The sequence below is a fragment of the Ruegeria sp. CDSA193 genome, from assembly GCF_059611885.1.
Window position 1 is genome coordinate 134103 of record NZ_JBXWPN010000002.1, and the last position, 13646, is coordinate 147748.

General features: G+C 54.9%; 7 protein-coding genes. 2 read left to right on the top strand and 5 right to left on the bottom strand.

What is annotated here, in order from left to right; translation table 11 throughout:
* The first annotated feature begins 51 nt into the window (after positions 1–51).
* Entirely contained in the window at positions 52–1818 is a 1767-nt protein-coding gene (locus AC2FLG_RS03670; RefSeq protein ID WP_142636416.1) for an ABC transporter ATP-binding protein, read from the top strand.
* A gap of 77 nt (positions 1819–1895) precedes the next feature.
* Here the strand turns inward: AC2FLG_RS03670 and AC2FLG_RS03675 are convergent, their stop codons facing one another.
* From AC2FLG_RS03675 to AC2FLG_RS03695, 5 genes are all read right to left on the bottom strand, one after another.
* Positions 1896–3206 carry an HlyD family type I secretion periplasmic adaptor subunit gene (locus AC2FLG_RS03675; protein WP_496705046.1) on the bottom strand — a complete coding sequence of 437 codons (1311 nt, stop codon included), beginning with the start codon at positions 3204–3206 and terminating at the stop codon, positions 1896–1898.
* Positions 3190–5337, bottom strand: a complete 2148-nt coding sequence (locus AC2FLG_RS03680) for a type I secretion system permease/ATPase (protein ID WP_496705048.1) — start codon at positions 5335–5337, stop codon at positions 3190–3192. Before AC2FLG_RS03680 ends, AC2FLG_RS03675 begins: the two co-directional genes overlap by 17 nt.
* Positions 5334–6557, bottom strand: a complete 1224-nt coding sequence (locus tag AC2FLG_RS03685; RefSeq protein ID WP_496705050.1) for a TolC family protein — start codon at positions 6555–6557, stop codon at positions 5334–5336. Before AC2FLG_RS03685 ends, AC2FLG_RS03680 begins: the two co-directional genes overlap by 4 nt.
* A gap of 137 nt (positions 6558–6694) precedes the next feature.
* Positions 6695–7489: a SapC family protein gene (locus tag AC2FLG_RS03690; protein WP_496705052.1), complete on the bottom strand. Its 795-nt coding sequence runs from the start codon at positions 7487–7489 to the stop codon at positions 6695–6697.
* 60 nt (positions 7490–7549) lie between these two features.
* Positions 7550–11380: an Ig-like domain-containing protein gene (locus AC2FLG_RS03695; protein ID WP_496705054.1), complete on the bottom strand. Its 3831-nt coding sequence runs from the start codon at positions 11378–11380 to the stop codon at positions 7550–7552.
* 212 nt (positions 11381–11592) lie between these two features.
* Between AC2FLG_RS03695 and AC2FLG_RS03700 the strand changes: the two genes are divergently transcribed.
* A complete protein-coding gene (locus AC2FLG_RS03700; protein ID WP_496705055.1) occupies positions 11593–13644 on the top strand; it encodes a beta-propeller fold lactonase family protein in 2052 nt (683 codons plus the stop codon).
* The last annotated feature ends 2 nt before the right edge of the window (positions 13645–13646 follow it).

Here is a 13646-nt window from a genome sequence, read left to right on the forward strand (position 1 = left end):
TGGGTTGAAACGTGATCAGATATCGAATTCGAAAAGGTTTTGGAGCGTAAAATGATCAAAGAGACCTTAGCGAACTGGCGATCCAGCCATCTCGGTCGACTTTTGAGTGAAAGTCTTCGGAAGCAGGGTTGGTTGTACGGTGTTGCCATGGTGGCGATGATTGTCGTCGCAGCAACAACTGCGGGAACCGCATGGATGATGGAGAACATCGTCAATGCGATGACCACGCCTGAGATGAAGTCGCAAGTCTACCTGATTGCCGCAGCGGTCGTCGGCTTGTTTTTGAGTAAGGCTGTCGCCTCTTATATCCAGTCAATCTTTCTGGCGCGTGCGGGAAACCGGATCATCGCGGTGCAACAGGAAAGGCTTTACAATAAGCTGCTGAAACGCGGTGTTGGTTTCTTTGCTGAAACAGAATCGTCCAACCTTCTTATGCGCGTAACTCATGGCGCTCAGGCCGCGCGGCGGCTTATCGACGTCATGGTGACCAGCTTCGTTCGTGATGCCCTGACATTGGTCGGCCTCATCTTCGTGATGATTTACCAGGAACCTGTACTGTCAATTCTGTTCTTCTTTGTGGGTCCCGTTGCGCTTTTGAGTGTGCGTTACATCCTCAAAGGTGTGCGGTCGATCATGCAGTCAGAAATGAAGGCGCTGTCTGAAATCATCAAGGTTCTGCAGGAAACATCTGCGGGCATTCGGGTCATCAAGGTTTTTGCTTTGGAAGACAACATGACTGACCGTATGAATGGGGCGATCAGGTCGGTTGAAAAACGGGCGAACTCAATTTCCAGATTGCAGTCGATTGCCAGCCCGTTGATGGAGCTTCTGGCCGGTGTCGCGATTGCGGGTGTTCTGATCATCAGTACCCTTGATATTACCGGCGGCGAACCGACTTCTGCAGGTCAGCTGATGTCATTCATCACAGCCCTTTTGATGGCTTATGAACCCGCCAAACGCCTGTCAAAAATGCGGGTCGTGATTGAAACGGCCCTGGTACCAGTGGGGATGATGTTCGAGCTGCTCGATCAGGAAGACCCGATGGTCGAAAGCGTGAACCCTGAAAAGCTGAAATCCGGCCCGGGTGAAATCCGTCTAAACAACGTGACGTTCGGCTATCAGGGTGAGCAAAAAGTAATCCGAGATATGAACCTGACCTTCGAGGCAGGCAAGACGACAGCTCTGGTGGGTCAGTCCGGTGGTGGCAAGTCCACGATTTTTGGGTTGATCATGCGGTTTTATGATCCCGATCAGGGCAAGGTCGAAATCGATGGCCAAAACCTTGTCGATGTAAGTTTTGCCTCTTTGCGCCGGAAGATCTCCTATGTGGGCCAAGACACGTTCCTGTTCTCGACAACCGTGATGGAGAACCTTCGTTTTGCGCGACCTGGTGCCACCGATGAAGAGGTGATTGAGGCCGCAAAGGCTGCCCATGCTGATGTGTTCATCTCACAACTGCCAAATGGGTACGATACGCAGGTAGGCGAAAACGGCGCGTTTCTTTCTGGAGGTCAAAAACAGCGTCTGGCGATCGCGCGGGCAATTCTACGCAATGCCGAGATTTTGCTTTTGGATGAAGCCACCAGTGCTTTGGATGCGGAATCTGAGGCGCTTGTTAAGGCTGCGCTGGACAAGTTGACCGAGAATGTAACAACCATTGTAATCGCACACCGGCTTTCAACTGTGCTTCAGGCAGATACCATTATGGTTGTTCAAGACGGTGAAGTTATCGAACAAGGCAACCTTGATGCGCTAATCGAACATAACGGGACGTTCCGCCAACTGTTTGACCAGCAATTCAAGCTTCCGGGATCCTAAGCTCAGTCCGAATGGGCGGGGCCCCACATAGATTCTGAACGGCATCGAGAAGTAATGGGCGTTGGCCCGGTCAATTACTACTCACGAAGAGCCTGATCTTTGACTTTGACAATCGGCTGCAGCAGGTAGTCCAAAACGGTTTTCTTGCCCGCAAGAATATCCACCTCGGCAATCATGCCGGGAATAATTTCAACCGCTACTCCGTTCCCATCCAACATCGAGTGGTTGGTCCGGATTTCCACTACAAAAACTTCTTCATCGTCCCGCTCAGATCGCGTCACGGTATCAGCCCCGATACGGATAATTTGCCCGTCCAAGGCCCCGTATCGAGCAAAATCATAGGCAGTAATCTTGATCCGAACCAACTGTTCAGGGTGCAGAAATGCGATGTCTTCGGGGCGGACATAGGCTTCGACCAACAAAGACTCATCCAGCGGTACAATTTCGATCAGTTCCTCACCGCTCCGTGCCATACCGCCTATGGTCGTGCGGTGAATGCGATTTACGATGCCGCGTACCGGCGACCTGATCTGCGCCTGTTCCGCTCTGTTTCGTAAGGCTGGCAGTGATGGTTCCAGAGTAGCCAGTTCCGCAGTTGCCAATGCAAGTTCGGTCAAAGCCGCGCTTCGAAACCTGCTTTGTGTCGCCCGAACCCGATCATCGATTTCCTCCAATCCTGTCTTCAGACGGTTGGTAGCGGCTTCAGCCCTGGTCCGGCGGCCTTGCCACTCAGCCTCGCTGCGTCGCAATGACAATAGTGTCGTGGCGGGTTCCATCTGCTGTTCTACTAGGGGGGTAATGATTGCCCGTTCCTCGGCCAGAACTTTCAAGGTCTCGGCCGCGGTCACCGTATCGACAAGCCCTTCTTCGTATTCTCTTAACCGCTGTTTCCGTTGGCTCATCAGAATTGAGATTTCTGCCTGCAACTCTGATCGCCGGCCTTGAAACAGAGCTGTCTCAGACTGAACAACAGTCGGCGCACCTTGGACCAGGATCGTATCAAATGTCAGCTCGGTCCCGTCTATCTCAGCTTGCAGGCGCTGGGATCGGGCTCTCAAGCCATATGCACGCTGTTCCTCTTGGCTGAGCTTGCTGTCGATTTGGGTGGTATCGAACTCCATCAGCAACTTCCCCTTTTCAACAACCTCGCCTTCTCGGACATTCAATGACTGCAGAATGCCGGACTCCGTAGCTTCAATCATCTGAACATCCGCCGACGGCACGATGCGGCCTTCTACACGGGTGACATCATCAAGTTCAGTGAAATGGGCCCAAAACGCTGCTGTCGCCAGGAAAGTCAGGATTACCAAGAGAAGCAATGAACTCCTGACCGGTGACCCGCCTCGCATTTCCCGGGCAAGCGAGGCTAGGTCATGATGATGCGACATTCAGATGCCTCCGTTGCTTTCCGGAATGCTGTGACAGTATGCTTTTTGGTCCATCTACCCGTACTTTGCCGCCCTCTATGACGATAACCCTATCGACAAGTTCCAATAGGCTGGTTCGATGGGTTACGATCAGCATAGTTGTGTCGGGGGTCGCCTTTTTGAGCCGCTGTATGACCTCAGCTTCGGTTTTGACGTCCATGGCACTTGTTGGCTCGTCCAGAAGAAGAACCGGAGGTTTACCAATCAAGGCTCTGGCCAAGGCGATCGCCTGCCGTTGTCCCCCTGACAATCCCTCACCGCGCTCTGCCAGATTTTGGTCATAGCCTCCGGGATGGCGAGAGACAAAATCCTCGACCCCAGCGACTTGCCCCGCCCAAATCAGGTCCTCATCCCTTGGCCTGATTGCGCCGCTTTTGATATTGTCGCGGATTGACCCGGAAAACAGCCAAATATCTTGCAGAACAGAGCCGATATTGCGCCGCAAATCACCTGGATCAATTTGTCTGATATCGACCCCATCCAATTGAACAGACCCGGCGTCTGGATCGTACAAGCCAAGCATTAGCCGCGCGACCGTGCTTTTCCCCGAGCCGATCGGACCAAGGATTGCAACCTTCTCTCCGGGCGAGATGGTGAATGAAACACCGGACAAGACGTTGTCGTGTTTTTCGGGATAAGCAAACTGGATATTTTCGAAGGTTAATCTCCCTTCAAAGTGATCGCGACTGATCCAGCTCCGCCCTTCGGGGCGTTCACTGTCGGCCTGCATTAAGGCATTAAGGTTTTGATAGGCATTTCGGGCCTGATTAACCCGTGTCAGGGTCTGTGCCAGTTGCCCAAGAGGCGCAAGAGCCCGCCCGGTCAACATGACCGAAGCAACAAGCGCGCCCATGCTTGCCTGACCATCCATCACAAGAAAAACACCGTAGAAAACGATAAGGACCTGGGCGGCCTGTTGGGTAAATCCGGTCAGATTCAAGGCAAATTGAGTCACTGCCCTGCTGCGCGCGCCATGTGATGACTGAAGCTGTATGGCAGCCTCCCACCGCGACCTCATGAGCCGGGCCGCCGCTGTCGTTTTTATGGTCTCCAACCCGGATACAGTTTCGACCAGAACCGATTGCTTGGATTGACCATCGATGAAGCTTTTCTCGGCAAGGCGAGAAAGTATAGGTTGCACGATGATGCCTGCTAGCAAAACGACAGGCACAGCCAGAGCTGGAACAAGTGCAAGTGGGCCACCGACCAAGTAAATGACAAAGACAAACAATGCTATGAAGGGTAGATCCACGACTGCCACCAAGGTGGCGGATGTGAAAAACTCACGGAGTGTCTCAAATTCACGAATGGTGCTGGCCATGGCCCCTGTCGAACCTGTGCGCGCCTTCATGCGAATGTTGAGGACCTGGTCAAAGACTCTACGGCCCATCGAAATATCTGCTTTCTGGCCAGCCCGATCTATGAATCCTGCCCGCAGGAGTTTGAGCACGAAATCAAAAAGCAGCGCGATCCCAACACCTGCTGTCAAAGCAATCAGAGATTCTGTGGCTTCGTTTGGCAAAACACGGTCATAGACGACCATGATAAAGACCGAGGTAGATAGACCAAGCAGATTTGCCAACGCCGCCGCAAGCGCAACCTGAGTGTAAGACCAACGATTTGCCGCCATAGCGGACCAAAACCAGTGGCCCGAAGCAGAACTGGACCCCGTGGCTAAATCCTCACGGTGATTGCGCCGCAGCAGGATCGCAAACCCTGTATAGACTTCTGATAGATCGGTTTGCTGAATTTGACCTATTTCCGTGCCAACCTCCGGATCATAGATCAGAACCCGACCATTTGAGGTTCGGCCATGAAACACAACGGATTTTCCCCCTTCAAGAATCAACAACGCAGGAACCAAAGTGTTGTCAAAAGCTGACAAAGCCCTTCTTCCGTATCCCGCCTGGACCCCAACACGCCGTGCCAGTTCCAATGAATCGCGGATTGTAAGCTCTCCGTTCGAGCCTGTTTGAGCCGCGAGAATCCCGGCAAAAGTGATTGGACAGTCAAGATGGGCCGCAGCGTGCATCAGGCATTTTTCAAAGCACGATAACTCGGGCGTTGCGAAGGCAGGTGTCAATTGTTTCATTGAGAACCTTCAACGGAACTGATTGAAATACCAAGGAGATCCAGGATGTCACCAGTCAAACTAAGGATTGCGTAGTCTGTCAGGAAATAGTTCTGTTCGGCTAGGATAAGTCTTTCCTGTGCATTCACATAGTCGCGCTGTGCGTCAAGGATTTCGATCAGACTGCGTCGTCCGATTGTGAATTGCGCTCGCGCCGCTGCAACACTGTCAGCATTCGCCTGCGCAGCTATTCGCGCCTCTCTAAGCCGTTGTGCTCCAGCAATTTGGTCAGCGCGAATTGTGTCCAGCTCTCTTTGTATTTCTCGCGTTAGGGATTGATGAACGAATTCCGCTTCGCGAACTTTGGCTTCAGCCGCGGTGATGGCGGCACGGCGCTGTCCAGTAGAGTCCAGCTCATAATTAAAGGACAGGTCGACCCCGAAATTTGCGTCATTGCTATCATCGCGATCCGCAAATGCCGAAACATTCACGCCGGGTTGACGGCGCGCCAAAGCGGCAGCACGTTCTGCCTTGGCGGCAAGCAGGGCCGCTTCTGAGCGTCGAATCTGCAGGCTTCCCGTTACGATACTATGATCCGATTGTGAGATCGTCGGCGCTTTGACTGGGGGTTGCAGATCACCTGACGGGCTGCCAAAAACTTCACGAAAACGGGCATCGGCGAGGTCCACTCTGGCTTTTGCATCCGCCAGTCGCGTCCGTGCATCGGCCATCCGCGACCGCGCTGTCAATACATCGGCGTTCGAACCAGCGCCTAATGCAGCCCTCTCGGAAATTTGTTGAACGAGCTGTTGGTGGACTTCCACATTTTTCACCGAAATATCCAGGATTTTCCGTAAATCCAAGACCACTATATAGGCCTCAATCGCAGCCAGAGCGGTTGCCGAGGCTGTTGATAACTGGCCGCCGCGACTTTCAAAAACCCGTGCTTTTGCAGCAGTCAAATCACCGGATGCGGCCCCCCCGTCATAAACGAGCTGTGAGATCCGCAGATAAGGGGTCACGTTGGCTGTGTCCGAGTCTACCCGCTCGGATCTGGCGTTGATTCCAAGTGAAACCTGCGGAAGAAAGGCCCCTTTTGCCGCGTCATGGTTGGCTACTGCCACATCCAGCGCGGACATAGATCGCGCCAGGTTGGGGCTGGTCTCGACGGCGTGCCGTACGCGCTTGCCAAAGGAACTGGTGATCAGTTTCTGAGATGGTTCATGTGTGCGGAAACCCACGGCCCCGGTCGAAAAAGAAGCCTTGACCCCGGCAATGTCAGGTGGCTGGGTACAGGCCGATACTATGCTGAAAGAGAGAGCAGAAATCAGAAAACTCAAAAAGCGACCGCATGTGGGCATTTGTCATTCACACTTCATTAGGGCCAGATTACGTCATCGGTTTGGGCTTGGGCGAATGCACTCATGAAACCGGTAAGTTCTGAATTTTCGGTGTATTTTACAGATGCACCGGCCTGGGAAATCTGCTTTTGCGCCTGAAAAAGCCATCTGAGATTGGATAATGAAGCCTGATGGCCATAGATCAGGCGTAAGCCTTTTGTTTCGACCAGTTCAAATTTGCGTTTTGCCGATAGCTGTTCCAGGCGTGCAGAGTTGATTTGCAACCAGTTATGTGCAGAGCCTAATTCCAAATTGCCGCTCAAAGGCTCAAACAGCCCAAATGCGTCTATCATCTTGCAAATTTCGGTTGTTCTAATCTGAGAGGTTGCGCGCGCTTTCAGGAAGTTTTGAACTTCTTTCAATTCAGTGCCGAGCGTATCCGGAGCTGAAAAAAAGGGATTGTCAGAACACTCTTCGGTCAACAGGCCCGAACCTTCATCTACGACCAGCTGAAAGGTGCTGCCGCTATCCAGCCGGCGGCACGTAAAAGGATGACTACGCAGTTCGGACGGAATATAGCTGGCCAGCCAACGCCCTTCTGTTGAAACAAATGGCGAGGGTTCACCAGCAAGAAGTGAATATACCGCAATCGGTTCAATTTCTGGGCCGGTCCTGCGAAACACGATCGGAAAAGTGGCTGCAATCTGGAGCACCTCTTCTTCCACGATCACGCTCTCGGTGCGTTCAGCTGCAAAGTCATAAGATGTGAAACGCTTCCAATACCGATGACGGTGACGGTTGAAATTGATCGGAACTAGGCCATTCTGTGCCATTTCTACCTCTTGAAAATCGAAAGTACTGCCACCCGCGTAGGGCGGCAGCGTAGTCGAGCGTCAGGCACTGGCCCCGGTTGGATCGGTATGCAGAATATTGTCAGCAGTAAGCCCGCTGAGGTCATCCAATCCGGTGAAATGGGCCACCGTTTCGACTGTCGCCGCATCGGATGCGGAATAGTCGACCTTGACCAGCACACTGTCAGTTCCATCCGTAGCCAGGACATAGATCTCGTCACCTGCTTCGGCGCCGGTAAGGCTTTCGACCGCTGTCTCGATGGTTTGAGCCGTCAGATCGCTCAGCTCTGTCGTCAAACCAACCACTCCGGTGTCCGCGCCTAGTGCATCCCCTACTGAAAGCGTTTCCACACCGGTTCCGTCGCCGCGCAAGCTGCCGACATCCAATCCACTGAACATGATCGCATCAGCGGTGTCAGTCGCGGGTCCAGTCGTGAAGCCAGTGATCGTATCAACGCCATTTGCTGTTGGGTCCGGCTCGAACACGACAATGTCCCGACCAGCACCTGAGACATCCACTGTGTCATCGCCGTCCTGGCCACGAATGACGTTGTCGATGTCGGTTGCAATCAATGTGTCGTCGCCTGACGTCCCGATCTGCAGCACCGATGGACCACCATCCGGAGTCGTCAACGTCAGAACAATCGGTTCAGAGGCATCTAGAACTGTCATCGTGAATGTGACGATGGGTTGGGACAGGTCGGAATAGGTGGTCGCCGCGCCAGCAAAACTGACGGCTGATCCACTCACCGGGTTCGTCAGGAACAAATCGAATGCCCCATTCTCGACATCTGATCCGGTGTCAAACGTCACCACTGAGGGATCGAAACCCAGTTCGGCTGTGATCGCCAGGCCGCTGGACAGATCCGTATCAGGATCTGCGTAGATTTCAAATATGACCGTTGATCCACTTTGTCCGGCTTCAGTGATCACATAGGCTGCAGGTTCATGGGCCGTGTTTTCATCCGTAACTGGCAAAGGGTCGGGTCCACCTGCCACAGATACCGTTGCGCCAAAGTCCAGATCATCTCCCGCCTCGACCGATGCAAAGGTGGCCGCACTTACCGCCAGTGTCCAGGTTCCGTCGGCGCCGACCGTAGCGGTTCCAACTGACACGGAATTCAACGTCACATCTACAGCCTCGCCTGCGGCAAGGCCTATTGACGTGCCAGAGACAACGACTCCTGAGTTTTGGGCGTCATCCAATGAAACGGCACCGTTTGTTCCGGTGTCATTGATTGTCAGGACAGGCCGGAAATCCGTGGTTAACGGGGTGGCGGCGGCGGTAGAGATGTTGCCGGCGGAATCCGTAACCGTCGCTGAAACCTGGAAGGTTGTGCTGTCTGCCAACGCTCCCAAGTCACCTGACGGAACGGTTGCTGACCAGGTGCCACTTGAGGCGGTGCCGGTATAGGATTGCCCGTTCAGTGTGACTGTAACCGTTTCCCCATCGGCGGCATCTGTTGTGCCGGTGATCGTCAGGTCACTATCTTTTTCGGATACATCCAGCTCTGACCCGACCGAAAGAGGGTCGATGGTGACCGCTGGTGCTGTATAGTCTGTGTCAAAACTGGTTGATGTCGCTGTTGTGTTCCCAGCCGCATCCGAAGCAGATGCCTCGACATCGTAGGTTTCGCTATCCTGAAGTCCGGCCAAATCCGCGGCTGAGGCGGTATAGGTCCAGGACCCGCCCATTACGGTCGCCGTGCCGGTGACGTCAACTGTGCCATCCTGCCGAACGATTTCTACGGTCACAACCGTGCCGTCTGCCGCATCGGAAGTTCCGGACACCGTAAGGTCGGTTCCTTGTTCTGCTGCGTTCATGACAGCACCATCCGACAACCCGGTGATGGAAACCGCCGGTGCTGTGAAATCCGTTGTGAAACTGCCGCTGGCCTGCAGGGCCGGATTGCCAGCCGCGTCAGAGACATCTGCGGTAACATTGACGGTTGCTGCATCGGACAGGGCAGCAAGATCTATCGCCGGGACGGTCGCCGACCAGGTACCGCCAGAGGCGGTTGCGGTGTAGTCCTGCCCATTCATGGAAACGGTTACGGTTTGACCATTCTCAGCATTCGTCGTGCCAGAGATCGTCAGATCAGTGCCCTGTTCGGCTGCATTCATGACAGCGCCATCAGAGAAGATGTCGATGCTGACTGTTGGCGCACTGGCATCCTTAGACAGGGGCACACTTGCCTGCGGCGCTGACAGGCCGTCTGTGTCAAGCACATCCGCCGTGATCGTGAAATCGCCCCCATCTGCCAGCGATGCAAGATCGCTTGCAGGGACGGTGACGCTCCAACTGCCGCCGCTGACCGTACCGGTGTAGGTTTGTCCATCCAGGGTGACTGTCACCATCTGGCCGTCCTGAACGTTTCCTGTCGTGCCAGAGATTGTCAGATCAGACCCGGTTTCGGCAGCGTTGAGGACCGCACCAACGGACAATGGCGCGATATTCACCGAAGGCCCCGTCAGATCGACCGGTACCGAAGCCGTGGCCGGGACCGATGGGTTGCCTGCCACATCGTCAACGACAACACTTACCGAGGCCGGATTTCCGGTGGAGAGCGAGCCGAGATCGCCGCTGGGGATGGTAACACTCCAAGTGCCACCCGATGCGGTGCCGGTATATGTCTGGCCATCGAAAGTCACGGTGACCGTCTGCCCGTCTGCGGCGGATGTCGACCCGGTGACAATCAGGTCAGAGCCGATGTCCCCCAGGCCAATCGAACCGCCAGAGACCGGATCAAGCGTGATCGTTGGAGCGCTAAAGTCTGTGTCAAAGCTTGCGCTTGTCTGTATCGCCGGATTTCCTGCGCGGTCGTCGACATCGGCAGTCACTGAAACGGTCACCCCGTCAGGCAGGGCGGCCAGGTCTGTGGCCGGCACGGTAACACTCCAGTGGCCGCCGCCATTCACTGTCCCAGTATAAGTCTGCCCGTTTACAGATACCGTTACTGTTTGACCTCTCTCGGCGTCAGAAGTGCCCGAGATTGTAAGATCAGTCGCTTGCTCGGCGGCATTCAGAATGGCCCCGTCCGAAAAGCCCGTAATGCTGACCGTCGGTGGAAGAGTGTCCACATCGAATCTTACCGTTTCGACCGATACTTCCTCACCCGCTCCATCCAGGTTGCGAACGGTGACTGTTGTCACACCTTGAGGAAGGCTAGCCGCCTCAACCGCCGTAAGGGAAATACTCCAACTGCCATCTGGATTGGGCGTTGCCGTCTTGGTCAGTGACCCGATTGTCACCTCGACCGTTGTGGTTCCGGTCGGCGCCATCAGGTTTGCGCTGGCGCTGTTCAATGCGTTCGCTTGCAGACCAGCAAGGTTCAGGCTTTGGAAATCCGGCGCAGGCGACGGAGCCTCGTCATTTCCACCGCCGCCGCCACCACCTCCTCCTGCTGCGGCTGCACCCGCCAGACCAAGGCCCCCCAAAACAGCACCGGCGCCGCTAACGCCACCAGCGGCTGCTGCGGCTCCCCCGGCTTCGGCGGCCAGTGCGAATTGCGCGACTTCCGCCGCCGCATCTTCGGCAATCATGATGGAGCCGCCGTCCAGGATATGAACATTCTCTGCCGAGACCAAAATCGTGCGCCCATCTTCCAGTTTGAGAAGAACATCGCCATTTGCCAGTAGCTTTGCGCTGTTAACGCCGGGAATCGCATCAGCGAATTGGAAGGTGTCCAGTTCTTCGGTCGTGGCCTGTGCCAACGCAGGAAGGGCAAGCAAGGCCGAACTTAGGCTGCCTGCGATGCCGCGCCCGACCCAGCGGCGCATTTTGTTGTCGATCCACTTGCGTATCTGTTGCCGCTGACCCGCATCGGGCCGGGTACTTGCAGGATTGCGTGTCATATCAGGTGTTTTGGTCATCTTGCCCTCACATGCTGTTTCCGCGCTGAAATCATGGGCAGCGACGTTTTGTTCATGTGTGTTGCCCATCGGATGTTCATGCGGTCGGACCAGAAAAAATTGTGTTAAACTGAAACCGAACTCCTCGTTTTCACCACAATCCCGCTTTGGTATTGGACCGGGCATCAGATCATCCTGTTCAAGAGCCAGATTTTGGCGTGGGGTGATTTGGTATGATGCTTCAGTTCGGCGGAGTAGTTGCAACAGGGAGCGCAGCGCTCGATTCAGGTATCGGCGATACGGCTTTAGAAACGTTTAACGGGGAAACGTATCTGTACAGCCTGACCGGACAGGGAGGGGGCATTGTTGTATGGCACCTCGTCGAAGGCGCGGTTCCCCAGCAGCAAGACATAGAATATTTCAGTGGTACAATCTCGGGCACAGTTGGACGTTCCGGGGTAACGGTTTCTCTGTTGGGGGGCGATCACATCGTTCTGGATGTCAGGTCCGCAACCGGCCTTGTCAGCTACGAAATCCTTCCAGACGGAACTATCGGAGAATTACAGGAAACCGGGACCCTGAGCGGTGGGGGTGGCTATTCGGCCTTAGTGCAGGTTTCCTTTGGATCGGTCGACATTCTGGCCGTGGCGCAAGAGGGCAGCGGGTTGATTTCGACCTATACGGTCGGCTCAGACGGCTCACTGACCTTTGCGGGGGCCGTTGCAGGTCAGGCCGACTCGATCCAGACCGCTTACTCCGGGTCGGATCATTTTGTCGTCGCAACCGACGCTACCAGCAATTCGATAACGACCTATTTGGTGGACAGCAGCGCGGGAACCTTGAGCCTCGCAGATTCTGGCGATGGGGTCTCGACTTTGGGCATTGGCGCCCCAACGGCCGTCGAAATTGTGCAGGCGCATGGCCATTCCTGGGTCATCGTTGCTGGCAGCGAAAGCAACACGATCAGCGTCATGGAGCTGTCTGGTGATGGCCGGTTGATACCCACCGATCATGTGCTGGATACACTGAATACCCGCTTTGAATCGGTTCAGGACCTGGCCGTGGTCGAAGTGAATGGTCAGGTGTTTGTCGTGGCCGGGGGAGGCGATGATGGGGTGACACTGTTTACCCTGACACCGGATGGTCAACTGGTCTATCTGAACAGTTTTGCCGATACGTTGAGCACCGGGCTGCAAAATGTCGAATCGCTCAGCGTGGCCCATGTCGGGGACGAAATTCAGATCTTTGCCGCCTCACAAGAAGAGGCCGGGTTGACGCAGCTTACTTTTTCGGTCGCTGACCTGGGTATCGTCGCGGACGGTTATGGGACAGTCACTGGCACCGCGCAGAACGATATGCTCAGTGGCAGCATCCTTGATGCCTCTCTACTTGGCGGCGGCGGCGATGACATCCTGATAGCGGGGATTGGGGCCACTACGATGACCGGCGGTTCCGGGTCTGATATCTTTGTGATGCAGACCGGAACCGCGATGACAACGATTACCGATTTTGAAGTCGGATCGGACAGGCTGGATCTGTTTGACTATCCATTTCTGCGCTCACCTGGACAGCTCACTTTTACGTCCACCGCGCAAGGTGCGCAGATCGAGTATCTGGATAATGTGGTTCAGGTGTTTTCGGCGTCAGGTGCTCCGCTGACCAGTTCAGATGTCTTCGGCGCCGGATTTGGCGGGCCAGACCATATTCCGGTGGATTTGAACGGTTTGGGCGGGCTCGACCCGGACAGTTCGGCAGGCATTCAAGGGGATATTACCATTGATTCACAAGCTGCAAATCCCGGCCTGTCAAACGCTGAAATACGTTTCAACCCGGAAGGGGGCGGCGCGGTTAGTGTCCAAGCCGACGATGAAGGGAGGTTCGATCTGGATCTGCCTTCGGGCACATTTATCGGTGAACTGGATATCATAAAGTCCTATTCGGCTGGGACCGGCGAGATCACCGCTCTGGACGCATTGCAGGTCTTGCGACTTTCCGTGGGACTGGACCCGACATGGGGGCAGGCAGCACCGGAAAACCTGATTGCGGCCGATATAAATCAAGATGGCCTCATCAACGCTCTGGATGCGCTAGCTATCTTGCAGATCGCCGTCGGATTGCCCACAGCGCATGAGGCAGAGTGGGTGTTTCTGGACGCAGATGCCGATTTGTCGGGGATCACAAGTTCAAACGTGACCTACGAAACCGGTATCGATGTCGTCGCGGTAGACGGAGTGATCACGACTGACATGACTTCGATCCTGTTGGGCAATCTCGAAGCGGTTTAAAG

Excerpts from the sequence above, each read along its gene's own strand:
- AC2FLG_RS03670 (WP_142636416.1), top strand. The coding sequence starts at position 52 with ATGATCAAAGAGACCTTAGCGAACTGGCGATCCAGCCATCTCGGTCGA.
- AC2FLG_RS03675 (WP_496705046.1), bottom strand. The coding sequence starts at position 3,206 with ATGTCGCATCATCATGACCTAGCCTCGCTTGCCCGGGAAATGCGAGGC.
- AC2FLG_RS03680 (WP_496705048.1), bottom strand. The coding sequence starts at position 5,337 with ATGAAACAATTGACACCTGCCTTCGCAACGCCCGAGTTATCGTGCTTT.
- AC2FLG_RS03690 (WP_496705052.1), bottom strand. The coding sequence starts at position 7,489 with ATGGCACAGAATGGCCTAGTTCCGATCAATTTCAACCGTCACCGTCAT.
- AC2FLG_RS03695 (WP_496705054.1), bottom strand. The coding sequence starts at position 11,380 with ATGACCAAAACACCTGATATGACACGCAATCCTGCAAGTACCCGGCCC.
- AC2FLG_RS03700 (WP_496705055.1), top strand. The coding sequence starts at position 11,593 with ATGATGCTTCAGTTCGGCGGAGTAGTTGCAACAGGGAGCGCAGCGCTC.